The 26,057-nt window shown below is 69.3% G+C and carries 26 protein-coding genes, 1 tRNA gene and 1 riboswitch; of the genes, 7 read left to right on the top strand and 20 right to left on the bottom strand.

Translation table 11 applies throughout. From position 1 onward, the window contains the following. Nucleotides 1-3: 3 nt before the first annotated feature. The 3 genes from LR948_RS16670 to LR948_RS16660 all read right to left on the bottom strand — a co-directional run bounded on the left by LR948_RS16670 (nt 4) and on the right by LR948_RS16660 (nt 1,488). Nucleotides 4-399, bottom strand: a complete 396-nt coding sequence (locus LR948_RS16670; RefSeq protein WP_232755218.1) for a hypothetical protein — start codon at nt 397-399, stop codon at nt 4-6. Then, nucleotides 389-949, bottom strand: coding sequence for an RNA polymerase sigma factor (locus LR948_RS16665; protein WP_255703037.1), 561 nt, complete (start codon nt 947-949; stop codon nt 389-391). Before LR948_RS16665 ends, LR948_RS16670 begins: the two co-directional genes overlap by 11 nt. A 77-nt stretch (nt 950-1,026) precedes the next feature. After that, nucleotides 1,027-1,488 carry an EF-hand domain-containing protein gene (locus LR948_RS16660; protein WP_232755217.1) on the bottom strand — a complete coding sequence of 154 codons (462 nt, stop codon included), beginning with the start codon at nt 1,486-1,488 and terminating at the stop codon, nt 1,027-1,029. A gap of 828 nt (nt 1,489-2,316) precedes the next feature. On the opposite strand from LR948_RS16660, the gene LR948_RS16655 reads away from it, so the two are divergent. Together LR948_RS16655 and LR948_RS16650 are read left to right on the top strand one after the other, a co-directional pair. Beyond that, on the top strand, nt 2,317-2,718 hold the full coding sequence (locus LR948_RS16655) for a DUF983 domain-containing protein (RefSeq protein ID WP_232755216.1): 402 nt from the start codon (nt 2,317-2,319) through the stop codon (nt 2,716-2,718). Between the two features lie 44 nt (nt 2,719-2,762). Beyond that, nucleotides 2,763-3,488, top strand: a complete 726-nt coding sequence (locus tag LR948_RS16650; RefSeq protein WP_232755215.1) for an NUDIX hydrolase — start codon at nt 2,763-2,765, stop codon at nt 3,486-3,488. A gap of 508 nt (nt 3,489-3,996) precedes the next feature. Here LR948_RS16650 and metK read toward each other — a convergent pair. From metK to LR948_RS16615, 7 genes are all read right to left on the bottom strand, one after another. Then, nucleotides 3,997-5,175 carry a methionine adenosyltransferase gene (gene metK / locus LR948_RS16645; protein ID WP_232755214.1) on the bottom strand — a complete coding sequence of 393 codons (1,179 nt, stop codon included), beginning with the start codon at nt 5,173-5,175 and terminating at the stop codon, nt 3,997-3,999. A 6-nt stretch (nt 5,176-5,181) separates the two neighbouring features. Next, a riboswitch (SAM-SAH riboswitch) is annotated at nt 5,182-5,229 on the bottom strand. A gap of 15 nt (nt 5,230-5,244) precedes the next feature. Further along, a complete protein-coding gene (gene lnt / locus LR948_RS16640; RefSeq protein WP_232755213.1) occupies nt 5,245-6,765 on the bottom strand; it encodes an apolipoprotein N-acyltransferase in 1,521 nt (506 codons plus the stop codon). Further along, the gene (locus tag LR948_RS16635) at nt 6,758-7,684 is read right to left on the bottom strand and encodes a transporter associated domain-containing protein (RefSeq protein WP_232755212.1); all 927 of its coding nucleotides are present in this window, start codon (nt 7,682-7,684) and stop codon (nt 6,758-6,760) included. The genes lnt and LR948_RS16635 overlap by 8 nt, the downstream gene beginning before the upstream one ends. A 24-nt stretch (nt 7,685-7,708) precedes the next feature. Continuing rightward, nucleotides 7,709-8,224 (bottom strand): rRNA maturation RNase YbeY, encoded by a 516-nt coding sequence (ybeY, locus tag LR948_RS16630; protein ID WP_232755211.1) that lies wholly within the window; start codon nt 8,222-8,224, stop codon nt 7,709-7,711. 7 nt (nt 8,225-8,231) lie between these two features. Continuing rightward, complete coding sequence (locus LR948_RS16625) at nt 8,232-9,209, bottom strand: PhoH family protein (protein ID WP_232755210.1); 978 nt, start codon at nt 9,207-9,209, stop codon at nt 8,232-8,234. Between the two features lie 151 nt (nt 9,210-9,360). Beyond that, nucleotides 9,361-9,684, bottom strand: a complete 324-nt coding sequence (locus LR948_RS16620) for a hypothetical protein (protein ID WP_232755209.1) — start codon at nt 9,682-9,684, stop codon at nt 9,361-9,363. Between the two features lie 14 nt (nt 9,685-9,698). Continuing rightward, complete coding sequence (locus LR948_RS16615) at nt 9,699-10,196, bottom strand: OmpA family protein (RefSeq protein ID WP_232755232.1); 498 nt, start codon at nt 10,194-10,196, stop codon at nt 9,699-9,701. A 473-nt stretch (nt 10,197-10,669) separates the two neighbouring features. Here LR948_RS16615 and LR948_RS16610 point away from each other — a divergent pair, with 473 nt between their 5' ends. Further along, nucleotides 10,670-11,014, top strand: a complete 345-nt coding sequence (locus LR948_RS16610) for a hypothetical protein (protein WP_232755208.1) — start codon at nt 10,670-10,672, stop codon at nt 11,012-11,014. A gap of 86 nt (nt 11,015-11,100) precedes the next feature. On the opposite strand, the gene miaB is transcribed toward LR948_RS16610, so the two are convergent. Next, on the bottom strand, nt 11,101-12,429 hold the full coding sequence (gene miaB / locus LR948_RS16605; RefSeq protein WP_232755207.1) for a tRNA (N6-isopentenyl adenosine(37)-C2)-methylthiotransferase MiaB: 1,329 nt from the start codon (nt 12,427-12,429) through the stop codon (nt 11,101-11,103). 108 nt (nt 12,430-12,537) lie between these two features. Between miaB and LR948_RS16600 the strand changes: the two genes are divergently transcribed. Beyond that, complete coding sequence (locus tag LR948_RS16600; protein WP_232755206.1) at nt 12,538-13,407, top strand: hypothetical protein; 870 nt, start codon at nt 12,538-12,540, stop codon at nt 13,405-13,407. Nucleotides 13,408-14,189: 782 nt separating this feature from the next. Here the strand turns inward: LR948_RS16600 and LR948_RS16595 are convergent. The 5 genes from LR948_RS16595 to fabA form a co-directional block, all read right to left on the bottom strand. Beyond that, entirely contained in the window at nt 14,190-14,624 is a 435-nt protein-coding gene (locus LR948_RS16595; RefSeq protein WP_232755205.1) for a thermonuclease family protein, read from the bottom strand. A 73-nt stretch (nt 14,625-14,697) separates the two neighbouring features. Then, nucleotides 14,698-15,372, bottom strand: coding sequence for an FAD-binding oxidoreductase (locus LR948_RS16590; RefSeq protein WP_232755204.1), 675 nt, complete (start codon nt 15,370-15,372; stop codon nt 14,698-14,700). 140 nt (nt 15,373-15,512) lie between these two features. Next, nucleotides 15,513-16,304, bottom strand: a complete 792-nt coding sequence (locus LR948_RS16585; RefSeq protein WP_232755203.1) for an enoyl-ACP reductase — start codon at nt 16,302-16,304, stop codon at nt 15,513-15,515. A gap of 25 nt (nt 16,305-16,329) precedes the next feature. After that, entirely contained in the window at nt 16,330-17,559 is a 1,230-nt protein-coding gene (gene fabB, locus LR948_RS16580) for a beta-ketoacyl-ACP synthase I (RefSeq protein WP_232755202.1), read from the bottom strand. Between the two features lie 43 nt (nt 17,560-17,602). Continuing rightward, nucleotides 17,603-18,112, bottom strand: coding sequence for a bifunctional 3-hydroxydecanoyl-ACP dehydratase/trans-2-decenoyl-ACP isomerase (gene fabA / locus LR948_RS16575; RefSeq protein ID WP_232755201.1), 510 nt, complete (start codon nt 18,110-18,112; stop codon nt 17,603-17,605). 193 nt (nt 18,113-18,305) lie between these two features. Here fabA and irrA point away from each other — a divergent pair, with 193 nt between their 5' ends. Further along, on the top strand, nt 18,306-18,725 hold the full coding sequence (gene irrA, locus LR948_RS16570) for an iron response transcriptional regulator IrrA (protein ID WP_232755200.1): 420 nt from the start codon (nt 18,306-18,308) through the stop codon (nt 18,723-18,725). Nucleotides 18,726-18,760: 35 nt separating this feature from the next. On the opposite strand, the gene LR948_RS16565 is transcribed toward irrA, so the two are convergent. The 3 genes from LR948_RS16565 to LR948_RS16555 form a co-directional block, all read right to left on the bottom strand. Next, nucleotides 18,761-18,846, bottom strand: a tRNA-Leu gene (locus LR948_RS16565). A gap of 42 nt (nt 18,847-18,888) precedes the next feature. Further along, nucleotides 18,889-19,428: a tetratricopeptide repeat protein gene (locus tag LR948_RS16560; RefSeq protein ID WP_232755199.1), complete on the bottom strand. Its 540-nt coding sequence runs from the start codon at nt 19,426-19,428 to the stop codon at nt 18,889-18,891. 32 nt (nt 19,429-19,460) lie between these two features. Then, entirely contained in the window at nt 19,461-19,925 is a 465-nt protein-coding gene (locus LR948_RS16555; RefSeq protein ID WP_370634994.1) for an Lrp/AsnC family transcriptional regulator, read from the bottom strand. Between the two features lie 116 nt (nt 19,926-20,041). Here LR948_RS16555 and putA point away from each other — a divergent pair, with 116 nt between their 5' ends. Both putA and LR948_RS16545 read left to right on the top strand, forming a co-directional pair. Next, nucleotides 20,042-23,464 carry a bifunctional proline dehydrogenase/L-glutamate gamma-semialdehyde dehydrogenase PutA gene (gene putA, locus LR948_RS16550; protein WP_232755197.1) on the top strand — a complete coding sequence of 1,141 codons (3,423 nt, stop codon included), beginning with the start codon at nt 20,042-20,044 and terminating at the stop codon, nt 23,462-23,464. Between the two features lie 397 nt (nt 23,465-23,861). After that, nucleotides 23,862-24,641, top strand: coding sequence for a rhomboid family intramembrane serine protease (locus LR948_RS16545; protein ID WP_232755196.1), 780 nt, complete (start codon nt 23,862-23,864; stop codon nt 24,639-24,641). A 602-nt stretch (nt 24,642-25,243) separates the two neighbouring features. Here the strand turns inward: LR948_RS16545 and LR948_RS16540 are convergent. Beyond that, nucleotides 25,244-26,035 carry an inositol monophosphatase family protein gene (locus LR948_RS16540; RefSeq protein WP_232755195.1) on the bottom strand — a complete coding sequence of 264 codons (792 nt, stop codon included), beginning with the start codon at nt 26,033-26,035 and terminating at the stop codon, nt 25,244-25,246. Nucleotides 26,036-26,057: the final 22 nt, after the last annotated feature.

Genomic DNA, 26,057 nt, shown 5'->3' with positions numbered 1-26,057 from the left:
GGCTCAGCCCTCCCCGTCCAGCGTGTCGAGCGCCTCGAGCCCCTGCGCCGGGGCGAGGTACAAGGCCAGCTCGCTGTCGCCGCTCCAGAGCGCCTCGACCGAAGGGGCAAGCAGATCGGGCGGCGCCAGGCCGATCCAGAACCCCGCCACGGCGGTGGTGGCGAGCCCCGCCAGCGCCGGCCAGCCGCCGAGCGCCGCGATCAGCCCCGCCAGCCCGGCGCGGGCTGGTCGCCGCGCCCGGCCATGGGCGCGCGCCTGACCTTGCGCCTCGGCCGTGAGCCGGGCCAGCATCTCGGGCGAGAGGGCCGGCGGATGGGCGCGCCCGGCGGAGAAGTAGCGCTCCAGGGCGGCTTCCGCCTCGGGCCCGATGTCTTCGGGGTCGCGATGCTCAGTCGTCATAACCCAACTCCTTCCGCAGGCCGGCGAGGCGCGCGGTCAGCGCCCGCTTGCCGCGGGCTATCAGACTCTCGGCCGCGCGCGGGCCGATGTCCATGATCTCGGCCACCCGCTCGGTGGGCAGCCCCTCGAGATGTTTCAGCACCACCGCCTGGCGCTGCCGCTCGGGCAACGCGGCGAGCGCCTGGTCGAGCGCCCGGGCGCGGGCCGCCTCGGTCAGCCGCTCGGTGACCGGCGGGGTCGCGTCCTGCGGCTCGGGCGCCTCGTCCAGCGCGGCGGGCCTGCGGCGGCGCAGCCGGTCGATGCAGAGGTTCGCGGTCACCCGGTAGAGCCAGGTCGAGGCCTGCGCCCGCCCCGGCTGCCAGTCGGGCGCGATGCGCCAGAGCTTCAGGAGCGCCTCCTGGGTGACATCCTCGGCCTCGGCGGCATCGCCCAGGAGCCGCGTCGCATGGGCATAGACCCGCGGCGCCAGGCGCAGGGTCAGCGCCTGGGCGGCGCGCGTGTCGCCCGCCGAGACCCGCGCGATCAACGCGTCGTCGCTGTCCTCGCCCATGTTGTCCAGTGCCACCGCGATCCTGCCTCTCCGGGTTAAGGCGCCCCTGCCCCTCGGGCAAGGGCGCTTGGCCGGGCTCAGTTGCGGCGGTGCCCGTCGCGGGGCCCGTGACGGCCCATGCGTTTCTTCGCCTCGGCGAATTCCTCGGGGCTGAGCGCGCCGTCCCCGTCGGTGTCGAGGCGCTCGAAGAGCCGGGCGGGGTCGCGGCGGTCGGTCAGCTCCGCGAAGGAGAGCGCGCCGTCGCCATTGGTGTCGAGCCGCTCGATCATGCGGCTCTCGCGGGCGGCGCGGCGCGCCTCGCGGGCGGCCTGCATTTCCTCGGCAGTGAGGAGGCCGTCGCCATCGGTGTCGGCCTCGGCAAAGCGCGCCTCGGCCCGGGCGGAGAGCTCGGCCTGGCTGAGGCTGCCGTTGCCGTCCGTGTCGAGCGTCTCGAAGGCGGCGCCGCGCGGGCCCTCGTCGGCCTGGGTGACGGCGGGAGCGAGGGCGCCGAGCGCGATCAGCGCGGCGAGCACGGCGGGCGGGGCGGAAATCCTGGTCATGGCGTGGGTCCTTGTGTTGCCTGCGCGCCGGCTCGGTTTCGAGCGGCGCATGGGGGTTACACGGCGGGGCGGCGGATTTCCGTCGCGTTTTTTTTGGGGGGGGGGTGAGCGGTTGCTTGGGCGGCAGTGTCCGGGCCCGGCAATATCCGTGGGCGCCAGTGACCGTGGGCGGCAGTGTCCGGGGCGAAGAGGTGCGGCCGGAGCAAGGGCCGCGCTCGCTTGAGTCTAAAGAATGGCCGATGGCCTAGGACCAACTGCAAGCCACCCCCATCGAGCCTTACCCTTGCCCGCACAACACGCCCACTCTGCCCGCAAACACTCCTCCACCTGCCCCAGGAACAGCAGAGCGTCGTTCCCAAAAGCGCACCCCCTTGCGCCCGAATAGCATCGAAGATGCCGGGCGCGCGCCGGACCGGCCCCTTGGGCCGGCGCTCTTGTGGGCGAAGCGCTTAGATCGTCGCTAGTCCTGACCTTGCTGCCATTAAGCGCCTCGCTCGGAGGTCGGCAGCGCCGGCCCCCGGTCCGGCGCGCGCCCTCTGTTGGCACTGGTGGCGAGGGGAGAGGGGGAGGGGACAAGGGACAGGGGACAGGGGACAGGGGACAGGGGACAGGGGACAGAGTGGATTGAAGATGGGAGATGGGAGATGGGAAAGCGGAGAGCGGAGAGCGGAGAGCGGAGAGCGATCCGCACCACGCCTGACGCGTTTCCACACACCCCCTCCCCCTGCCCTCCCACCTGCGCGACATGCCGCCGCAAGGACGGCATGGCACCTTTCGGCGCGGGCGCGGAAGGTCCATGGTCCCCGCGACCTCATTCGGGAGACCGGAATGTCCGCCGCGCCGCAAGACACCAGCGCCGACCCCGCCGAGCGCGAAACCATGCCCGCCCTGATCAAGGGCTGGCGCCGCCGCTGCCCGAACTGCGGCACCGGCCCCCTGCTCTCGGGCTATCTCAAGGTCCGCTCGAGCTGCCCGGTCTGCCGCGAGCCGCTGCACCACCACCGCGCCGACGACGGGCCGGCCTATCTGACCATCCTGATCGTCGGCCACCTGATGGCGCCGCTCCTGCTGATCGTCTTCGAGACCTGGCGGCCCGAGCCCCTGACGCTCTTCACCATCTTCGCGGTTGGCTGCATCGGGCTTTCCCTCTACCTTCTGCCCAGGTTGAAAGGCGCCATCGTCGCGTTCCAATGGGCACGCGGCATGCATGGGTTCGGCGGCAGTCAGTGACGGCTCCGCGCCCGGCTGAAGACGCGCCGGAAGGAGCAGGACAGATGACAGGCGGCACGGTCGAGGCCCCCGGGGCCAAAAGCGCCATTCGCGACGCGGCGACTGTGATCGTCCTGCGCGACCGAGCCACGCGGCCGCGGGTGCTCATGGGGCAGCGCGGCGCGAAAGCCGCCTTCATGCCCTCGAAGTTCGTCTTTCCCGGCGGCGCGCGCGATCCCGGTGACGGCGCGGTGCCGCTCTCCGCGGCGCTCGACCCGCTCTGCGCGGCACGGCTGCGCGAGGACACCGAGGCGCCGGGCGTCGCCGAGGCCCTGCCGCTCACCGCCATCCGCGAGCTCTTCGAGGAGACCGGCCAGGTCCTGGGCCGCCCCGGCGCCTGGGACGACGCACCCGAGGACTGGCGCGACTTCGCGGCCACCGGCCACCGGCCCGCCGCCGACGGCATGCAGTTCGTCTTCCGCGCGATCACCCCGCCGGGCCGCCCGCGCCGCTTCGACGCGCGGTTCTTCCTGGTCGATGCCGAGGCCCTGGCCTCGGATCCCGACGATTTCTCCGCCGCCTCCGACGAGCTGTCCCACCTGAGCTGGGTTGCGCTCGACGAGGTGCGGGCGCTGGACATGCCCTTCATCACCGAGGTGGTGCTGGCCGAGGTCGCCGCCCGCGCGGAGGACCCCGCACCGCCCGCCTCGGTGCCCTTCTTCCGCAACAACGACGAAGAGAGCCTGTTCCTGATGCTCAAGGGCCGGGGGCCGCTGGCGCGCGGGGCCTGAGGGGCTCTGTCTCACCCAAGGCCCACGCGCCGGACCGGCGCTGCGAGCATGAGGGACGCTCGCCCGGAGGCCTGAGGGCGCACCGTCTCACCCGAGGCCCGCGCGGCGGACCGGCGGGCTGGCGCTGCACGGGTTGCGTGGCGCGCTTTATCCATCAGCTCCGCCGTATCGCCCGAGCTGCGCCTGACGGCGCAGGAGCGCCAGACCGGTCGGGCCGGTCCGGCGCGCGGGCCGGCACCTGCGGTGCTGTTCGGCCCGCTTTTGGAGATGGCAGTTCGTGAAATCCGCGGGCGCGGGCTTTTGCGGGGTGGGTGCGAGTCGGGGTGCGAGTGGCAGCGCGAGCCTCCGGTGCCAATCAGCAAGGAACAGACGCGCAGCAGCTTCTCCAAGAAACTGCGCCCCGCCCCACAGCCCAAAGAAAAGGCCCGGCGCTGGCGCCGGGCCCCAAGGGCCGGATCTCCCCCGGCCACCACGTCCTGTCCCAGTCCCCGGCAAACCGGGGCCCGGATCAGACCTCTTTCTTGAGCGCCTCGGCCAGATCGGTGCGCTCCCAGGAGAAGCCGCCATCCGCATCAGGCGTGCGCCCGAAGTGCCCGTAGGCCGCCGTCCGCTGGTAGATCGGCTTGTTGAGGTCGAGATGCGTGCGGATCCCGCGCGGGGTCAGGTCCATGACCTTGGGGATCGCGCGTTCGATCGCGGCGGGGTCGACCGCGCCGGTGCCGAAGGTGTCGCAGTAGATCGACAGGGGCTTGGCCACCCCGATCGCATAGGAGAGCTGGATCGTGCAGCGCTCGGCCAGCCCCGCGGCCACCACGTTCTTCGCCAGGTAACGCGCGGCATAGGCCGCCGAGCGGTCGACCTTGGTCGGGTCCTTGCCCGAAAACGCCCCGCCGCCATGGGGCGCCGCGCCGCCATAGGTGTCGACGATGATCTTCCGGCCCGTCAGGCCCGCATCCCCGTCCGGCCCGCCGATCACGAAGGTGCCGGTGGGGTTCACCCACCATTCGGTCTCGGGGGTGATCCAGCCCTCGGGCAGGACCTCGCGGATGTAGGGCTCCACGATGGCGCGGATGTCCTCGGAGGTCTGGCTTTCGTCAGCGTGCTGGGTGGAAAGCACGATCTGCTCCACGCCCACCGGCTTGCCGTCGCGGTAGCGCACCGAGAGCTGCGACTTGGCGTCGGGGCGCAGCAAGGGCTCGCGCCCGGATTTCCGCGCCTCGGCCAGGGTGCGCAGGATGTCATGGGCGAACTGGATCGGCGCGGGCATGAGCGCGTCGGTCTCGTTCGTGGCATAGCCGAACATGATGCCCTGGTCGCCCGCGCCCTCGTCGCCGCGCTGGCCGGTCACGCCCTGGGCGATATGCGCCGACTGCTCGTGCAAGAGGTTGGTGATCTCGCAGGTGGCGTGGTGGAACTTGTCCTGCTCGTAGCCGATGTCCTTGATGCAGGCGCGCGCGATCTCGGGGATGCGCTCCATGTATTCCGCAAGCTTGGCCTGATCGGTCAGGCCGATCTCGCCGCCGATCACCACGCGGTCGGTGGTGGCGAAGGTTTCGCAGGCGACACGCGCGAGGCTGTCCTCGGCCAGTAGCGCGTCGAGCACCGCGTCGGAAATGCGGTCGCACACCTTGTCGGGGTGCCCCTCCGAAACCGATTCGGAGGTGAAGATATAGTCGTTCCGGGACATGAGAAGTGCTCCATTAGGGTCTGCTGCCACGCCAGGAAGCCGTTGTGACAGGATCTATGACCTGAACTGCTAGAGCCCCGCCGCGCCGGGGTCAATGCGATTGCGCCGGGCCAGAAGGAGGCCGAGCCCCGCGACACCCAGAAGCAACAGCAGCGCCGGCAGGTCGCCCGTGCGCGCATAGGGCGTCGGCGGCAGCGGCGCGGGGATCGCCGCGTCGATGTATCCGGTCTCGCCGAGGCCCAGCGCGGCGGTGGTCCGGCCGTGGGCGTCGATCACCGCCGAGACCCCGGTGTTGGCCGCGCGCAGGACCGGCAGCCCCTGTTCGATGGCCCGCATCCGCGCCTGCATGAGGTGCTGGTAGGGCCCCGACCAGGTGCCGAACCAGGCGTCATTGGTCAGCTGCAGGATCATCGCGGCCCGCCCCGGCGCGCCGCCCACGTCCTGGGGAAAGACCGCCTCGTAGCAGATGAGCGGCAGCGCCCGGCCCAGGTCTCCAAGGTCCAGAAGCGCCGGACCGGGCCCGGCGGAATAGCCGTATTCCGCCCGCTGGGCGAGGCCCGAGACATTGATGTGCCGGAAGAACCAGGCGGCGGGCATGTATTCCCCGAAGGGCACCAGGTGATGCTTGTCGTAGGTCTGGGCGATCTCGCCCTCGGCGGTCATCAGCGCGGCGGAATTGTAGTAGCGCCCGCCCTCCTCGCGCTGGATGCCGAAGACCAAGGGCACCGGGCCCGCCGCCTCGGAGGCCACGGAGAGCGCCTCGCCCGCGTGGTTGAGCAGCATGGGCAGCGCGGTCTCAGGCCAGAGGATCAACTCGGGGCGCGGCCCCGCGGCGCTGGCCTCGATCAGCCGGGCGAAGAAACGCCGGGCGTTCTCGCGCTGCCATTTCTCGTCCTGGGGGGCGTTGGGCTGGACGATGCGGACCACGGGGCGGCCTTCGTCTTGCGCAGGCGCGGGCAGCCGCAGCGCCCCGCCGCCCAAGAGCAGCGCACCCAGCGCCAGCGCGCCCAAAAGCGGCGCCGCCCGGCGGGTGGCGAGGCCCGCGGCCGCCAGCGCGGCCAGGGCCAGGGTCGCCAGCGTCAGCCCGTGCGGACCGATGAAGGCCAGCCATTGCGCGGCGGGCGTCGGCGCCCAGAGATAGGCCAGGAGCCCCCAGGGAAAGCCGGTCAGCACATAGGCTCGCGCCAGCTCCGACAGCGCCCAGAGCGGCACGATGAGCCAGGGCGCCCCGAGCCGCGCCGCGGCCCAGGCGGGCCAGGCCCAGAAAAGCGCCAGCCCCGCCGCCGCCAGCACCAGCGCGAAGGGCGCCATCCAGCCGGTCACCGCCGCCTCGATCAGGAAAGGCTCGACCAGCCAGGACATCGAGAGGCCGAAATAGCCGACCCCGAAGGCCCAGGCGGTCCAGCCGGCGGCCCGCGGGGCGCTTTGCCGCCGGAAGACGACCAGCAGCCCCACCAGGGCCGGAAGCGCGAGATACCAGAGGTTCAGGGGCGCCTGCCCCGCGGCGAAGACCAGGCCGAAGCCCAGGCCCCAAAGCGCCGGGCGGTCCCGGCCGAGACGGGTCAGCGCCGCCAGGCCGGTCTCAGCCATCCTGGCGCGCCTGGGCCTCCACCACGCGGGCGCCGGCCGTGGCCGCGCCCAGCGCGCCCGGCAGGCGCACGCGCAGCCGCTTGATCCGGCGCGGGTCGGCATCGACCACCTCGAACTCGAGGCCGGCGGGATGCGGCACCACTTCGCCGCGCGCGGGCACATGGCCGGCCAGCACGAAGACCAGCCCGCCCAGGGTCTCGATCTCCTCGCCGTCGATCTCTTCCTCTTCGGTCAGGCCGATGCCAATCTCCTGCTCGAACTCCTCGAGGTTGGTCTTCGCGAGCGCGAGATAGCAGCCGGTCTTTTCCAGCCGCCAGTTCTTGCCCTCTTCGGTGTCGTGTTCGTCCTCGATCTCGCCGATGACCTGTTCGATCAGGTCCTCGATGGTCACCAGCCCGTCGACCCCGCCGTATTCGTCGATCACCAGCGCCATGTGGCGCCGCTCGGTCTGCATCTTGGTCAGCAGGACCCCGATCGGCATGGAGGGCGGCACGAAGAGAAGCGGATGCAGGATCTTCTTGAGATTGAACCGCGCGCCCGCGCCGTTGAACCCGTGCATCAGCGCGAAATCCTTCAGGTGCGCCATGCCCACCGGCGTGTCGAGCGTGCCCGAATAGACCGGCAGCCGGGTCAGCCCGCTTTCGCGGAAGACCTTGACCAGGTCGTCCTTGGTGATCGTGTCCGGCACGGCGACGATGTCGGCCTTGGGGATCGACACGTCGTCGACCCGCATCCGGCGCAGGTTCGCCAGCCCATGCCTGCGGTGGCGCACCTCGCCCGTGCCCGGGGGTGCGTCCTCCTGCGGCTCGGCGCTGCCGCCGAAGCCGTCGAAGAGCCGGCGGAAGAACCCCGGCCTGTCGGTGTCGTTGTCTTCGTGCGCGCCCGGCGCCGCGCTAGACGATGCGTCGCTGTCGCCCATTCCTGTTCCTGTTCTGATCGGACCTCATGGGGCCCCGTCCCGAGGATATGGGTCCGGGACCCCCAATGTGCCAAGTATTTGTGCCTCGCGCCGTTCCATCAATGTGGCGTCCTCGTCACGGATGTGATCGTGGCCCAGAAGATGCAGCACGCCATGCACGATGAGATGAAGGACGTGATCCTCGGCGGGAAGCCGCTCCTCGGCGGCCTCGCGCAGGCAGGTTTCGCGCGCGATGGCGATGTCGCCGAGAAACCAGGGCTCCTCGGCGGTGCCCGGCAGCGGCAGATGCGGCTCGGCGCCCGGAGCCTCGGGGGCGAGGTCCTCCTCGGGCCAGGAGAGCACGTTGGTCGGCGCCGCCTTGCCGCGGAAATCGGCGTTCAGCGCGGCGATCCGCCCGTCGGTGCAGCCCAGGACCGCGATCTCGAAGAGCTCCGGGTCCAGCCCCAGGTGCCGCAGCGCCGCCTCGGCTCCGCGTTCGGCCAGCGCCGGAAGGTCCAGCGCCAGCCATTTCTCGTCTTCGAGGATGGTCTCGGTCAGCACGGATCTCTCACCCGGCCTCGGCGTCCTTGTCGTAGGCGTCGATGATCGCGGCGACCAGCGGATGGCGCACCACGTCCTTGCCGGTGAAATAGTTGAACGAGATGTTCGGGATGCCGGTCAGCAGCCGCTCGGCGTCCTTCAGGCCCGATTGCACCCCGCGCGGCAGGTCGACCTGGCTGCGGTCGCCGGTGATCACCATGCGCGAGCCCTCGCCCAGGCGGGTGAGGAACATCTTCATCTGCATCGAGGTGGCGTTCTGCGCCTCGTCGAGCACCACGAAGGCATTGGAGAGCGTGCGCCCGCGCATGAAGGCCAGGGGCGCGATCTCGACGGTCTTTTCCTCCATCATGCGCGCCAGCATCTTGCCGGGCAGGAAGTCGTTCAGCGCGTCGTAGAGCGGCTGCATGTAGGGATCGACCTTCTCCTTCATGTCGCCGGGCAGGAAGCCCAGACGCTCGCCCGCCTCGACGGCGGGACGCGAGAGGATGATCTTGTCCACCAGCCCGTTGATGAACATGTTCACGCCCACCGCGACGGCGAGATAGGTCTTACCGGTGCCCGCGGGCCCGATGCCGAAGGCCAGCTCGTGCTCGTAGAGACTGCGGACATAGGCCTTCTGCGCCTCGGTCCGGGGTTCGACCAGCTTCTTGCGCGTCTTGATCTCGATGGTGCCGCCGCCGAACATCTCGAGCTGGTCCTCGCCCGGCTCTTCGGGGCTGCTGGTGCGGAACTCGCGGTCGATGTCGCCGCGGCCCACCTCCTTGCCCTGTTCGAGGCGGTTGTAGAGGCTGGTCAGCACCTCCACGGCCTCTTTCTGCGCCTCCGCTTCGCCGTGGATCGCAAGCTGGTTGCCGCGGCGCAGGATCTGCACGCCCAGGCGGCCCTCTATGTCGGTGAGATTGCGGTCGAACTCGCCACAGAGCTCGATCAGCAAGCGGTTGTCGGGAAATTCGATTGAGGCGTCGGTCAGGGTGCCTGTCGTCACGCAATGCTCCGTTGTCGCGAGTCTGGGTTCAGTGTCCCAAGCGGGCCCGGAAAGGGCAAGCCTCTTGACGCTGCGGAGCGGCGCTTCGCAGGTAAAAACGCCGCGCGAAGCAACACTCCGCGCGGCGCGTCAGCCGGGATGAGGCGAGCGCTCAGAGCGGGTCGCCGATGATCGAGGTCGAGCCCTGCTTGAAGTCGCCCGTGGCCACGGTCGGCGGCGCCGAGCCCGAGCAGACCGGGCGGCCGTATTTGTCGAGCCGCGCCGAGAGGTAGCCCTCCACGCCGTCGTCGATGATCCAGTGGTCGCAGCCGTTGGGATCGACCCAGATGCCCGCGCGCATGGTCGACAGGTCGTCGGAATCGATGCCGCGATCGACCGATTTGTCCGGCCCGTAGGCGCCGAAGCCGTCGACCACCTCGCAGCCCGCGAGCGCCAGCGCACCGAGGCTCAGCAGAGCGAATTTCTTGATATCCATGTCCCTCGTTCCCCTCAGCGGATGCAGATCACTTCGACCCGGCGGTTCTTGGCCATGCCCTCCGCCGTGGCATTGGAGGCGGCCGGCATCCGTTCGCCGTAGCCGCGCACATCGGAGATCCGCGCCCCGACCGAAGAGGCCACCGCCGCGACCGAATTGGCGCGGTTGTAGCTGAGCTTCATGTTGTAGGCATCGCTGGCCCGGCTGTCGGTATGGCCGACGATCACATAGGCGGTGGCGCTGGCCGAGCGGAAGAATTCCGCCAGCCGGGCCTGGCCCGCGGGGCTGATGCGGTAGCTGTCGGTGGCGAAGAACTGGTCGGTGTTCATCACCCCGCAGAGGTTGCCGCGCCGGCAGACCGGGATGCCCTTCCGGTTGACGTGCGGGCTCATGTAGCCCTCGACGCCGTCGTCCATGACCCAGTGCTCGCAGCCGTCGGGATCGACCCAGATGCCGGGAATGTAGCGTTCGCCCCGGATCGTGGTGGTGCTCTGCGAGGAGATCACCGGCACCCGCGCCTCGGCGGTGTCGGCCCGGGTGACGCCGGGCAGCAGGGCCGTCGCGGCGACCGCGACGCTCAGCAGGGCGGCCCTGGCACAATTGTAAATGGAATGCGGCACAGCCTTCGTTCCCCTATCCGTTAACCCAATGCCCTTTGGCCCGGCCTCGCAGGTTTGGCAACGAGAGGCCTTTAGCCACTGTGATCAACACATTACCGACAAAAGCCCGGCTGGGAAGGAAAAACTAGATTCGCCGCGCGGGCTGTGGCCTGGCGGCATGGGCGGGCCCGCATCGGCGGAACAATCGTGATTAAAGGTCGCAATTGTCGTCAAATGCCGGACAAATATTCCCGCTATGCGGGAATCGGGCGTGAAAAGCGGCGCTCATGCGGTTGAAACGTGGTTTTTATTGGGCGCTTGCGGGCTTTCTGGCTACCCTCTCCTCGCGTCGCCCTGCGACCGCGCGGATGTGAGGGGGAAATCACATGAAGACGGCACTTGTTACCCTGGTCCTGGCGGCCGGGCTTGCGCTTCCGGCCTTCGCCGGGGGGCATAAATCGGGCTATCACAAGGACGACCTGCCGCGGTTCAAGGGCGGGACCATCGTGGTCAGCTGCTTCCGCGGCCCCTGGAACGAGGTCATCTGGGACCGCCCGAATTCCAACTTCGTGGATAGCCTCGTGGCCATCGGCTACGACTTCCCGACCGCCCATGCCATCGCCGAGCGCATCTGCCGCGACGACCGGCTGGTGAACAACCCCGAGGGGCTGAAGTCCGAGATGCTGCGGATCTATTACGACGCCCGGTCGCGGAAGCCCCTGCCGCATTGAGCGGGGGCCTCAGCCCAAGGGAAACGTAAGGGCCGCCCTGGCCCGGGCCTCTGCCCGGCCGGGCGCCTTTGCGCGCGGCGCGCGGCTCAGGCCAGCTCGCCGGTCAGCGAGTTCGGCCCGCTCTCGGTGATCCGCACCCGGCGCAGGTCGCCCGGGACCACCTGGCCCTCGATGCCCGCCACATGCACCGCGTGCAGGTATTCCGACTTGCCGACCATCTGGCCCGGCAGCCTTCCCGCCTTCTCGAACAGCACACCGACCTCGCGGCCGACCATGGCGTCCTGAAGCGCGCGCTGCTGCTCGGTCAGCAGCGCCTGCAGCCGCTGCAGCCGGTCGGTCTTTTCGTCCTCGGGCACCTGGGCGCGCTCTGCCGCCGGGGTGCCGGGGCGCGGCGAATACTTGAAGGAGAAGGCCGAGCCGTATTCCACCGCGCGGACCAGATCCATGGTCGCCTGGAAGTCCTCTTCGGTCTCCTCGGGGAAACCCACGATGAAATCGCCCGAGAGGTGCAGGTCGGGCCTCGCCGCGCGCAGCCGTTCGATCACCTTGAGGTAGCTCTCGGCGGTGTGCTGGCGGTTCATCCGCTTCAGGATCTTGTCCGAGCCTGCCTGCACCGGCAGGTGCAGATAGGGCATCAGCTTGGCGACCTCGCCATGCGCGGCGATCAGGTCGTCGTCCATGTCGTTGGGATGCGAGGTGGTGAAGCGGATCCGCTCCAGCCCGTCGACCCCGTCGAGCGCCCGGATCAGCCGCGCCAGCGACCAGTCGGCGCCATCGGGGCCGACGCCGTGGTAAGCGTTCACGTTCTGGCCCAGAAGGGTGATCTCGCGCACGCCGCGCTCCACCAGGTCGCGGGCCTCCCGCAGGATGCGCTCGACCGGGCGCGAGACCTCGGCGCCGCGGGTATAGGGCACCACGCAGAAGGCGCAAAACTTGTCGCAGCCCTCCTGCACGGTCAGGAAGGCCGCCGGCGCCCGGCGCGCCTTGGGGCGGGCCTTGAGGTGCTCGAACTTGTCTTCCTCGGGGAAATCGGTGTCGAGCGCCTTGGCGCCCTCTCCGGTCTGCTTCAGCAGGGCCGGCAGCCGGTGATAGCTCTGCGGGCCCACGACCATGTCGACCATGGGCTGGCGGCGCATGATTTCGGCGCCCTCGGCCTGGGCGACGCAGCCCGCCACGCCGATCTTGAGGTCCGGCTTCTCGGCCTTGAGCCCCTTGTAGCGGCCCAGTTCGGAATAGACCTTCTCGGCCGCCTTCTCGCGGATGTGGCAGGTGTTGAGCAGGATCATGTCGGCGTCGTCGGGGCTGTCGGTCTCGACGTAGCCCTCGCCCGCCAGCGCCTCGGACATGCGCTCGCTGTCATAGACGTTCATCTGGCAGCCATAGGTCTTGACGAAGAGCTTCTTGGGCTGGGTCATGCGACATTCCTTCGAGGCCGGGATGAGCGCGGCTCATAACGCAGAATCCCTTTGGCTTGCAATGCGGGGCGAATTTCGGGACGCTTCGCGGAAAAGCCGCGGACAGCCATGCAGTTCACATCCCTCAGCGCCTTCCTGCGCGCCCCCGGCGGGGCGCTGTCGCAGGGCCCGCTTGCGATGATCTTCGCCGAAGACGGGGTCGAGCTCGACACCACGATCCGGCACCACATGCATTCGGGCTTTGCCCGGGTGCTGGTCTTCATGCCGCCCGCGCTGAGCCTTCCGCCCGACCTCGTGCCCGAGGTGATCCGCGTGGATTTCGACACCAAGGCCGAGGGCGCGGTTCAGGCGGCGGTGACCCGGGTGAGCGAGGCCGCGCCGGGGCTCTGGATGTTCTACTGCTACAACGCGGAATACCTCTTCTACCCCTACTGCGAGACCCGCAGCATCGGCGAGATGCTGACCTTCCACACCGAAGAGCGGCGCGACGCCATGCTGACCTATGTGGTCGACCTCTACGCCGCCGATCTGGCCCGGGCGCCCGAGGCGGTGTCGCTCGACGAGGCCTGCCTCGACCGCTCGGGATATTACGCGCTGGCCCGCAAGGACCCGGCGAACCACAATTACCCCAAGGAGCGGCAGCTCGACTTCTTCGGCGGGCTGCGCTGGCGCTTCGAGGAACACGTCCCCGCCGCGCGCCGCAAGATCGACCGGATCTCGATCTTCCGCGCCAAGAAAGGGCTGATCCTGCGCGAGGACCACACCTTCTCGGAGGAGGAATACAACACCTATGCCTGCCCCTGGCACAACAACCTGACCGCCGCGCTGGTCTCCTTCCGCACCGCCAAGGCGCTGAAGAAGAACCCTGGCTCGACCTTCGACATCCACGGGTTCACCTGGCACAACTCGGTGCCCTTCGAGTGGCACTCGCGGCAGTTGTTGGACCTGGGGCTGATGGAGCCGGGGCAGTGGTTTTGAGGGGGGGCTTGGTCGTTGGAGACGGGCGTCTTGGTGGTGGTGGGTGTCGCCGTGGGGGGCGGGGGTCGCCGTGGGGCAGGTGTCCTGCGGATCTGACCGGGAGCGCGTTTCTTTGAGGCGTCCGTGGGACGCGCGGTGAAGGACGTCATGCATTGAAGTCATCGCGGACGGCGCGCCACACAATTTCCAAGCTGTGCAAGACGCTACGGCCGTCGCACCTAAAGCGCCACCTGCCCCCTCTTGCGCCCGAATAGCACCGAAGGTGCCGGGCGCGCGCCGGACCGGCCCGATGGGCCGGCGCTCTTGTGGGCGAAGCGCATAGCTCATCTTTAGTCCTGACCTTGCGTGGATAAAGCGCCCCGCTCAAAGGGCAGCAGCGCCGGCCCCCGGTCCGGCGCGCGCCCTCTGCTGCGATGGCGCACTAAGGGGCGCAGTCTCGAAGGAGGGGGCGGACAACACGGCGGGAGAAGGGCGGGAACGGCATCGCTACCACGGCGAAAACACCGAACGCCGGACCTCGCCAGTCCGATCGCCAGCCATCCCGGGATCCCCGAAGCCTCTTCTGCTCTCAGGGTGGGCACGGCATCGATACAAGTGGATGAAAGTCTGAAGGTCGGACCTAAGGTCGGACCTCCCCAACCCAACCACCAGCCGCCCCGGGACCTCCGAAGCCCGCTCACCTCTCAGGTCCGGCAGAGCACCGATACGAGGGGCCAACACATCAAACGCCGGACCTCACCAGCCCAACCACCAGACGCCCCGGGAATCCCCGAAGCCCCCCCTCACAACGCGCAATACCCCTTCTCGCGGATCGCCTCGCGCAGGGCCAAACCATCGTCGCGCTCGCAGCGGGCGATGTGGCGGTCGTAGCTCATCCGGCCTTCCAGCGCGCAGACCAGCACCCGTCCGCGGGTGATCCGGTCCATCTCGCGCCGTGCGGCCTCGCCCTCGCGGGTGCCGAGCTCGGCGCAATCCACGTCCGACAGCCGGATCGGCACGCCGCCGACCTCGATGGTGTCGCCGTCGCGCACATGGCTCACCCGGCCGATCAGCTCGGCCCCGGGCCCCGGCGCGACGAAACTCGCCGCCTGGTTCGAGGCCTGCGCCAGATCGGTGTCCCAGAGCGAGACCCCATAGGCCACCACCCCGCAGAAGCAGAGCGGCAGGAAAGAGAGGGCGAGCTTGCGCCGCCGCCGGCGGCTGACCTGATCGCGCATGTATTTTACCCGTGCCATGCGCGGAAAGATTGCAACGGAATGCGGCGGCAGAATGGCGCGCGCGGGGCGTCTCTCAGTCAAATTCCTCGGTGATGATGTCCTCTTCGGGCACGCCGATCTCGCGCAGCGAGGCCGAGATATCCTCGAGCATGGCGTCGGGCCCGCAGATGTAGCATTTGCCCTCGCCCGGGGTGACATGCTGGGCCAGCATTTCCTGGCCGATCATGCCCATGCAGAGCGGGCTTTCGGGGTCGTCGGTCACGGTGAAGACGCAGTCGAGCCCGCGCATCTCGGTGAAGGTCTCGCGCAGGATGATGTCGCGCTCGGTCCGGTTCGAGAAGATCAGCGTCGAGCCCTTGAGCGTGCCCTCGTCACGCAGGCGCTTCTTCAGGATCGCGATGAAGGGCGTCACGCCCGCGCCGCCGGCGATGAACCAGCCCGGGCCCTTGTCGGCGATGGCGCCCCAGGGCTCGTCGATCAGCACCGCGTCGCCGGGGCTCAGCTTGGCGATCTGTTCGGTCACCCCGTCGTGGTCGGGGTAGGACTTGATGACGAACTCGAGGGTGTCGTCCTCGGGCAGCGAGGTGAAGGTGAAGGGCCGCTTCTCCTCGCGCCAGCCCTCGCGGTCGAGCGCCAGGTCCACCGCCTGCCCGGGCGTGAAGTCGAACCCCTCGGGCCGGTCGAAGACCAGGTGATAGGTGTCATGGGTGACGGGAGTGATCGAGGTGAGCGTGAGCCGCTCGGTCATGGCGGGACCTCCTGTTGATGGTCCCTGTCAACGACAGCGAAGGAAGGGGGTTCCCCGGGGGCGCGGGGGCGCGACCAAATGCGCGGGCGCGGAGTGGGCACACACCGTCGAAGGGGCCGACCAGGCGGCCCCTCCCCGGCTCAGAGGTTCTCGAACTGCGGCATGCCCAGCACGTGGAAGCCGCCGTCGATATGCACGATCTCGCCCGTGGTGCAGGCGCCCGCGTCCGAGGCGAGCCAGACCGCGGTGCCGCCCACGGCCTCGAGCGTGGCGTTGCCGCCGAGCGGCGCGTTCTGGTCGGTGTGCTTGAAGGTCTTGCGCGCACCGCTGATCGCCGCGCCGGCAAGGGTCTTCATCGGCCCCGGCGAGAGCGCGTTCACCCGGATGCCGTCGCGGCCCAGGTCATTGGCGAGGTAGCGCACCGAGGCCTCGAGCGCGGCCTTGGCCACGCCCATGACGTTGTAGTTCGGCACCACCTTGTTCGAACCCTGGTAGGTCAGGGTCATCAGCGTGCCGCCGCTCTCGGCCATCAGCGGATGGGCGCGGCGGGCGACCTCGATGAAGCTGTAGCACGAGATGTCGAGCGAGTTCTTGAAGTTCGACCGGCTGGTGTTCATGAACCGCCCCTGCAGCTCGGACTTGTCCGAGAAGGCGATGGCATGGACCAGGAAATCGAGCCGCCCCCAGCGCTCTTCCAGCGCCGCGAAGGCGCGGTCGAGCGAGGCGTCGTCGGTCACGTCCACGTCGATCAGGAGGTCGGAGCCCACGCTTTCGGCGAGCGGCTTCAGGCGCTGCCCGAAGGCCTCGCCCTGGTGGGTGAAGGCCAGCTCGGCCCCCGCCTCGGCGCAGGCCTTGGCGATGCCCCAGGCGATCGAACGTTCGTTCGCCACACCCATGACAAGCCCGCGCTTGCCCGTCAGTTGTCCGCTCATGCGTTCCGTCCGTAATCCGTTGTGGTCAATCCGTGAAGCGGGACAGCAGCATGGAGCCGTTGGTGCCGCCGAAACCGAAGGAATTGGTCATCACCGTATCAAGCCCGGCGCCTTCGACCAGCTCGGTCGCGATCTCCTCGGGCTTGAGCGCCGGGTCGAGGGTCTCGACGTTGATCGAGGGCGTGATGAAATCATGCTCGAGCATCAGGAGGCAGTAGATCGCCTCCTGCGCGCCGGTGGCGCCCTGGCTGTGGCCGGTCATCGACTTGGTCGAGGAGACGGGCGGGGTCTGGCCGTCGCCGAAGACCCGGCGCAGGGCCTCGATCTCGCCGACGTCGCCGACCGGCGTCGAGGTGCCATGGGCGTTCACATAGCCGACCTTGCGGCCCTCGGGCAGCCCGTCGAGCGCCAGGCGCATGGCGCGCTCGCCGCCCTCGCCCGACGGCGCCACCATGTCGTGGCCGTCGGAGGTTGCGGCATAGCCTGTGACCTCGGCGTAGATCTTGGCGCCGCGGGCCTTGGCGTGTTCGAGATCCTCGAGCACCAGGATGCCGCCGCCGCCGCCGATCACGAAGCCGTCGCGGCCCGCGTCAAAGGCGCGCGAGGCCTTCTCGGGGGTGTCGTTGTACTTCGAGGACATCGCGCCCATGGCGTCGAAGAGGCAGGAGAGGGTCCAGTCCAGCTCCTCGCCGCCGCCGGCGAACATCACGTCCTGCTTGCCCAGCATGATCTGCTCGGCGGCGTTGCCGATGCAGTGCAGCGAGGTCGAGCAGGCCGAGGTGATCGAGTAGTTGATGCCCTTGATCTTGAAGGCGGTCGAAAGGTTCGCCGAGATCGTCGAGGACATGCACTTCGGCACCGCCGTGGGGCCGATGCGCTTCGGCGCGCCGGATTTCAGCACGGTCTGATGCGCGGCGAACATGGCCGAGGTCGAGGGCCCGCCCGAGCCCGCGACCAGGCCGGTGCGCGGGTTCACCACGTCGCTTTCCTCGAGGCCCGCGTCGGCGATGGCCTGGGTCATGGCGATATGGGCATAGGCCGCGCCCGGCCCCATGAAGCGCAGGGTGCGCTTCTCGACATGGTCCTTTACGTCGAGCTTCACGTCCCCCGCGATCTGGGAGCGGAAGCCGTGTTCCTTCATGTCCTCGTTGGCGGTGATGCCCGAACGGCCGGCCTTCAGCGAGGCCAGGACTTCTTCGGCGTTGTTTCCGATGGACGAGACGATGCCCAGTCCGGTGACGACGACACGGCGCATGGCGCTCTCTCTCCTTTGCTCGATAAGTCTCTGGCGGCGGGCCTCAGCTCTCCGACAGGGCGACCTTCATGTCCTTGACCTGGTAGATCGTCTCGCCGTCGGCCTCGACCCGGCCGTCGGCGACACCCATGGTCAGCCGCCGGGTCTGCACCGCCTTGGTGAAATCGACGTAATAGGTCAGCATCTTGCGGTCGGGACGGACCATGCCGGTCAGCTTCACCTCGCCGACGCCCAGCGCGTAGCCGCGGCCTTTCCAGCCGCGCCAGCCCAGGTTGAAGCCGGTGAGCTGCCAGAGCCCGTCAAGCCCGAGGCAGCCGGGCATGATCGGATTGCCCGGGAAGTGGCATTCGAAGAACCACAGGTCGGGGCGGATGTCGAATTCGGCGACCACATGGCCTTTGCCGTTCGGCCCGCCGTCCCCGGAGATATCGGTGATGCGGTTCATCATCAGCATCGGCGGTTCGGGAAGCTGGGCATTGCCCTCGCCGAACAGTTCGCCGCGTGCGCATTTGAGCAGGTCGTCCCTGTCGAAGCTGGTCGGAAAATCGGCCATGCGCCGGGCACCCCTTCTTTCTAGGCGTCGAGATTTCTGCCCCACTATCACCGTGGCTGCGCGCCATGCAAGCCTGCGGCGCGCCCGCCGCAGTGCCGCGAAGCCGCGCGGCGGATCACGGGAAAGCGTTTGAAATCAGGGCGGGGCGCACCCTATATTCCTAAAGGACAGACGGGAAAGGATGCGGGCGCCCATGACCCCTGCGGCAATCGAGCGTGGCACGGAATGGCTGAACCGGGCGGATCTGCGCCCGACGCGGCAGCGCGCGACGCTTGCCGCGCTGCTGATCGGCGACGGCCAGCACCGCCATTTCACCGCCGAGAGCCTCTTTGCCGAGGTCGAGCGCCAGGGCGAGAAGGTCTCGCTCGCCACCGTCTACAACACCCTCCGCGCCTTCTGCGACGCAGGCCTGATCCAGGAAGTGACGGTCGACGGCTCGAAGAGCTACTTCGACACCAACACCCATGATCACCCGCATTTCTTCTGGGAAGACAACGGCACGCTGACCGACGCCCCCTCCGAGGAGCTCGAGATCGCCCGCCTGCCCGAGGCCCCGGAAGGCGCCGAGATCGCCAGCGTCGACGTGGTGATCCGCCTGCGCCGGCGGGGGTGAGGGGCTAACCCTCGTTCACTGACAATTTTTCTGGATGGTACCCGCGGCCGGACTCGAACCGGCACGGCTGTTACGCCTAGGGATTTTAAGTCCCCTGTGTCTACCATTCCACCACGCGGGCCCGGGGCGATCTCTAACCGGGGTGGCGGGCGGTGAAAAGGTGTCAGAGCTCCTGGCCGGGCGGCTCGGTCAGTAGGTGGCGCTCGGAGAGCCAGGGGTTGAGCGCCAGTGCGGCGCGCAGCGCCTCCTGCGCCTCGGCGTCGCGGCCGAGGCCCATGAGCGTCAGCGCCTTGCCCGAAAGCGCCGCGACATGGCGCGGGTTCAGCGCCAGCGCGCGCTCGAGATCCGGCAGGGCGGCGGCGAAATCGCCCCGCAGGAAGGCCACGAAGGCGCGCTGGTTGTAGCCCTCGGCGTAGTCCGGGCAGTAGGCCACCAGCCGGTCGAAGCTCTCCTCGGCGCGCAGGAAGTCGTAGCTTTCCCGTGCCCGCATGCCCGCGTCCAGAAGCTCCTGCGCGGCGGCATCGGGCGCATCGGCCCAGAGCGCCCAGAGCGCGTTCGACAGCCGCTGCGCCTCGATCTCGCGCTCGGCGGACTGGATCTCGGCCAGAAGCCCCGCGATCTCCTCGGAGTGGTCCGGGGCCGGCGGGCACTCGGCCCAGGCGGCAAGCGGCGCGAGGCCGAGGACAAGGATCAGGCGGATCATGGGTCCAGAGGACGCCCCGGCATGACGCGCGGTCAAGTCACATCGGCGAGACCGTCCTCCTTTACAGCCTCCATCGCGACATAGGTGGAGGTCGAGGCGATATGCGGCAGAGCGGAGATGTGATCGGCCAGCACCCGGCGGTAGCTGCGCATGTCCGAGGTCCGCACCTTGAGGAGGTAGTCGAAATTGCCCGCGATCAGATGCGCCTGTTCGATCTCGGGGATCCGCGCCACGGCTTCGTTGAAGCTTGCCAGCGCCGGCTCCGAGGTGTCGTGCAGCCGCACCTCGACGAAGGCCACATGGTCGAGCCCCAGCCGGATCGGGTCCAGCAGGGCCCGGTATCCCAGGATCGTGCCGCTCTCCTCCAGCCGCTTCAGCCGCGCCTGGGTGGGGGATTTCGACAGGCCGATCCGGCGGGCTAGCTCGGTGACAGAGAGGCGGCCTTCCGCGGCGAGCGTGGTGAGGATCGCCCGGTCGAAGCGGTCCAGCTCAGCCATATCCGATTGCATTGCACATAACCCTTTCTTCGGTCGCTTTGCCCAAAACTCAAACGATATTCAGTCAGCTTTCCCGCTGATACGGCAATAGACTAGGCCAAATTTCGGAGGATACCATGCCCAGAGACGCCACCGGCGAGCTGCGCCACGACATCGACGCCCGAACCTATGCCGACGAGATCGCCCTGGTCGAGGAGCTGCGCGAGGCCTCGGGCCTGTCGCCCGAGGAGCGCGCCGCGATCTCGCGCTCCGGCGCCGACCTGGTGCGCAAGATCCGCGGCAACGCGCGGCCCGGCCTGATGGAGGTCTTCCTGGCCGAATACGGCCTCTCGACCGAAGAGGGCATCGCGCTCATGTGCCTGGCCGAGGCGCTCCTGCGGGTGCCCGACGCCGAGACCATCGACGCGCTAATCGAGGACAAGATCGCCCCCTCGGACTGGGGCAAGCATATGGGCCATTCGGCCTCGCCCTTGGTCAACGCCTCGACCTGGGCGCTGATGCTGACCGGCAACGTGCTGAAGGACCGCGACCCGGGCGTCGCCAGCCACCTGCGCGGCGCGATCAAACGCCTGGGCGAGCCGGTGATCCGCCGCGCCGTCGGCCAGGCCATGCGCGTCATGGGCCAGCAGTTCGTCCTGGGCGAGTCGATCGAGGCGGCGATGAAGCGCGCCGCCAAGATGGAGGAGAAGGGCTATACCTACTCCTACGACATGCTGGGCGAGGCCGCCCGCACCGAGGAGGACGCCCGCCGCTACCACCTGGCCTATTCCAAGGCGATCAACGCCATCGCCGGGGCGGCCCACTCCAAGGACACCCGCGACAATCCCGGCATCTCGGTCAAGCTCTCGGCGCTGCATCCGCGCTACGACGAGCTGCAGCACGAGCTGGTCATGCAGAACGTCGTGCCGCGGCTGCGCACCCTTTGCGGCATCGCGCGCTCGGCGGGCATCGGGCTCAACATCGACGCCGAGGAGGCCGACCGGCTGTCGATCTCGCTCGACGTGATCGAAGAGGTGCTCTCGGACCCCGCGCTGAAGGGCTGGGACGGCTTCGGCGTCGTGGTGCAGGCCTACGGCAAGCGCGCGGGCCCGGTGCTCGACTGGCTCTACGAACTGGCCGAGCGGCTCGACCGCCGGATCATGGTCCGGCTGGTGAAAGGCGCCTATTGGGACACCGAGATCAAGCGCGCCCAGGTGCTGGGCGTCGACGGCTTCCCGGTCTTCACGTCGAAGTCGGCCACCGACATCTCCTATATCGCGAACGCCAAGAAACTGCTTGGCATGACCGACCGGATCTATCCGCAGTTCGCCACCCATAACGCCCATACCGCCGCGGCGATCCTGGCCATGGGCGCCGATACCGGCGTCTACGAGTTCCAGCGCCTGCACGGCATGGGCGAGGCGCTGCACGACATCATGATGCGCGAGAACGGCACCCGCTGCCGAATCTACGCCCCGGTCGGCGCGCATCGCGATCTCCTGGCCTACCTGGTGCGGCGGTTGCTCGAGAACGGCGCCAATTCCTCCTTCGTGAACCAGATCGTCGACGAGGAGGTGCCGCCCGAGACCGTGGCCGCCGATCCCTTCGACGACGTGAGCTTCCCCGATCTGGCCACCGGGCCCGAGCTTTTCTCGCCCGAGCGCAAGAACTCCATGGGCTGGGACACCCGGCACCGCCCCACTCTGGCCGAGATCGACAGCCGGCGCGGCGCCTTCCGGGGCCATGCCTGGCAGGCCGCGCCGCTGACCGCCGGAGAGGCGCCCAAGGGCGCGACCGAGGACGTGGTGAACCCCGCCGATCCCGCCGATAAGGTCGGCACGGTGACCTGGGCCACGCCCACCACGGTGCGCGCCGCGGTCGATGCCGCGCGGCCCTGGGACGCCAGCCCCGAGGAGCGCGCGAAGATCCTCAACCAGGTCGCCGACACCTACGAGGCGCATTACGGCGAGCTTTTCGCCATCCTGCACCGCGAGGCGGGCAAGATGCTCTTCGACGCGGTGGCCGAACTGCGCGAGGCGGTGGACTTCCTGCGCTACTACGCCACCAAGACCGCCGGCGACCCGGCGCTCGGCAAGGTGGTCTGCATCAGCCCCTGGAACTTCCCGCTGGCAATCTTCACCGGCCAGATCGCCGCGGCGCTTTCGGCGGGCAACGCGGTTCTGGCCAAGCCGGCCGAACAGACCTCGATCATGGGCTGGCGCGCGGCCGAGCTGATGCACGAGGCGGGCGTCCCCCGCGAGGTGCTGCAGCTCCTGCCCGGCGCGGGCGAGGTCGGCGGCGCGCTGACCGGCGCCGAGGGCGTCTCGGGCGTGGCCTTCACCGGCTCGACCGAGACCGCGCAGATCATCCATGGCTCGGTGGCCGAGAACCTCGAGCCCGGCACCCCGCTGATCGCCGAGACCGGCGGGCTCAACGCGATGATCGTGGATTCCACCGCCCTGCCGGAACAGGCCGTGGCGGCGATCGTGGAATCGGCCTTCCAGTCCGCCGGCCAGCGCTGCTCGGCCTTGCGCTGCCTCTACGTGCAGGAGGACATCGCCGAGAGCTTCCTGGAGATGCTGAAAGGCGCCATGGACGCGCTGCAGATCGGCGCGCCCTGGGATGTCTCGACCGACGTCGGCCCGGTGATCGACGCCGAGGCGCATGACCAGATCACCGCCTATATCGAGGCCGCCCGCGCCGAGGGTCGGTTGCTGAACGACTGCCCGATCCCCTCGCAGGGCTACTTCGTGCCCCCGGCGCTGATCCGGGTGACGGGCATCGGCGATCTCGAGCGCGAGATCTTCGGCCCGGTCCTGCATGTGGCGACCTACCGCGCCGAGGACCTCGACCGGGTGATCGACGCGGTGAACGGCACAGGCTACGGGCTGACCTTCGGTCTGCAGACCCGGATCGACGACCGCGTGCAGCATGTCTCGGAGCGCATCGAGGCGGGCAACATCTACGTCAACCGCAACCAGATCGGCGCCATCGTCGGCTCCCAGCCCTTCGGCGGCGAGGGGCTCTCGGGCACCGGGCCGAAGGCGGGCGGGCCGCTCTACGTGGACCGCTTCCGCCGGCATCCCGCCGAGGCGCAGCCCGGTGAGTGGCAGGAGGAGGCCAGCCTCGAGCGCATTTCCCGCGCGCTGGGGACCGCCGAGCCCGGCCGCGCGCCCGACCGCGAGGAGCTGCCCGGGCCGACGGGGGAGTCGAACATGTTCTACACCCGCGCGCGTCCGCCGGTCCTCTGCCTCGGGCCGGGCCGCGAGGCCGCCGAGGCCCAGGCCCAGGCGGTGCGCGCGCTCGGCGGCGCGGCGGTCAGCGCCGGGGGCCATGTGGCGCCCGAGGTGCTGGAGCGTCTTTCGGGCTTCTCCGCCGCGATCTGGTGGGGCGAGACCAAGACCGCCCGCGCCTACCGCGCCGCGCTGTCGCGCCGCGAGGGCGCGATCCTGCCGCTGATCACCGGCGCGCCCGACCGCGGCCACGCCCGGCTCGAGCGGCACGTCTGCGTCGACACCACCGCCGCGGGCGGCAACGCGAAGTTGCTGAGCGGGGTTTGAGGCAGGAGGGCGGCGGGCCGGTGGGTGCGCCGTCTGACTTTGTGGGCGATCGATCCGTCGCCTGATTTTGCGGGGCCATGGAGCCGCCGCTGCGGGGCGATGGATGCGCCGCATGATTTGGCGGGGCGGGTCTGTGTGGCCCGCCCCGCGGCAGCGGCGCGGGCTTTGGTCCGCTCCCTCCCAAAACTGAGTGTCTCGGTGAGGCCGCCGCTGACCCTTGCGGCCTGCGCAAAGACAGTGTCGCCACACGTAGAGCGCGGCGGTTCCCTCACCCGCTCGGGCCTCGGGCACGCGCCAAGCGCCCTCCCCTGCCCTGACCCAAGAAATCCCCCGGAAATTGCCCCGCCGCGCCCCGGACGCGCTTGACGCCGCTTCGCGGCGTGCCAAGCTACCGGGGATGTTTCCCATCCGCGATCACAACCCCTCGGGCCGGACGCCCTTCGTCACCTATGGGCTGATCGCGGCCAATGTGCTGATCTTCTTCGGCTATTACGGGCTCTTTGCCGATCCCGCCGCGCTCGGCGCCTTTTTCTCGACCTGGGCGCTGGTGCCCGCGGAGGTCTCCTCGGGCGGCGGACTGACGGGGTTTGTCACCTCGATGTTCCTGCATGGCGGGATCATGCATCTGTCCGGGAACATGCTCTTCCTCTTCATCTTCGGCGACAACGTCGAGGACGAGATGGGCCATGCCGCCTATGCCGGGTTCTACCTCGCCTCGGGATTGGGTGCGGGGCTGGCGCAATACGTGACCGCGCCCCTGAGCCCGGTGCCCATGGTCGGCGCCTCGGGCGCCATCGCGGGTGTGATGGGGGCCTATCTGCTGCTCTTCCCCAAGGCGCGCGTCGATATCCTGGTGATCCTGGTGATCATCTTCCGGATGATCACCATCCCGGCCTGGATCATGCTGGCGCTCTGGCTCGGGATGCAGTTCCTGGGCGGCTTCAACTCCGCCGCCGACGGCGGGGGGACGGCCTATTGGGCCCATGCCGGGGGCTTCGTGATCGGGCTGGTGCTGGCCCTGCCGCTCTGGCTGAAGCGCGGCGGCCCGGCCTTCTGGCAGCGCACCCGCGGCGCGCCGCCCCACCCCGAGGCCCGCTACCAGTTCCGCCGCACCAACGTGCCCCGCGCGGGGCGCTCCGCCCGCCGCAGCCGCCGGGCGGGGCCCTGGGGGCGGTAGGGGCGTTGGCGGTGTGGTGTCGGCTGTGGCGGTGGGGTTGTGAGCCTGTGGGAGCAATCTTGCGCCGGAACCGATCACCTCATCCGTCAGGGCAACCCGTGTCGAAGAAACACAGAACCCAGCGGGTGACGAGCGAGGACTGAAGGCTGGCGACTGAAGACCGAAGACTGACCACTGACCACTGACCACTGACCACTGACCACTGACGGCTCCAAACCGCCTCTCCGTCAATGCGTGAAGAGACCCCGCAGTGAAAAGCGCCTCTTGCGCCCGAATAGCACCGAAGGTGCCGGGCGCGCGCCGGACCGGCCCCTTGGGCCGGCGCTCCTTGGGGTGGCGTGCGTAGCTCAGCCCTAGGAGGAACATTGCTTCCATAAAGCGCGCCGCTCGGAAGTCGGCAGCGCCGGCCCCCGGTCCGGTGCGCGCCCTCTGTTGGGCTGGTTGACAGGGGGTTGAGCGCCCAGCTTGTCCGCCGCGCACTTTTGGGATGATTGGCGAGGGGTGGTGGCGCCTCAGCGTGATTGGGGCGTCTGACGAGGAGCGTGGCGCCTCAGCGAGGTAGCGCCCGGACCGACACCCAAGCCCCCAAACCCCTCCGGCCCTCACTCCGAGCGGATCACCCGGGCGAAGGCGTCGTAGAGCTGCCCGTTCGCGCAGAGGATCGCACCGCTCTCGAGCGGGTCCTGGCCCTCGCGCACGCCGGAGACCAGCGCACCGCCCTCGAGCGCCAGCAGCGAGCCCGCCGCCAGGTTCCAGACGTTCAGCTCGCGCTGCCAGAAACCGTCGAACCGGCCCGCCGCCACATAGGCGAGGTTCAGCGAGGCCGCGCCCCAGTGCCGCACGCCGCCGCAGGCGGGCATCAGCTTGGCCAGGTCCTTCAGCGTCGCGGGCAGCGTGTGCTTGGCCGAGAAGGGCACGCCGGTGGCGAAGACCGCCTCGTGCATCCGCGCCCGGCCCGAGACCCGCATCCGCTTGTTGTCGTTGAGCCAGGCGCCGGCGCCCTTCTCGGTGTAGAAGAGCTCGTCCTTGGCGGCGTCATAGACCACGCCCGCGACGATCTTGCCCTTGTGCTCGAGCGCGATGGAGATCGCCCAATGCGGCAGCCCGTGCAGGAAATTCGAGGCCCCGTCCAGCGGATCGACGATCCAGCGGCGGGTCGGATCCTCGCCCGGGGTCTCGGGTTCGCCCTTGGAGAGCCAGCCGTAGGTCGGCCGCGCCTCGGTCAGCTCGGCCTTGAGGATCTTCCCGGCCGCGACATCGGCGCGGTTGACGAAATCCGAGGCGCCGCGGGCGGAGGCCTGCAGGTTCTCGATCTCGCGGAAATCCTTCACCAGCGACCGCCCGGCTTTCCGCGCGGCCTTGATCATGATGTTGATGTTCGCGCTGCCCTGCATGTGCTCCGGCCTCGATGCTTCT

Origin of the sequence: Roseivivax sp. GX 12232 (assembly GCF_021272185.1) — a bacterium.
Classification (GTDB): Bacteria; Pseudomonadota; Alphaproteobacteria; order Rhodobacterales; family Rhodobacteraceae; genus Roseivivax.
This window is presented reverse-complemented; position numbering and strand designations above follow the sequence as displayed.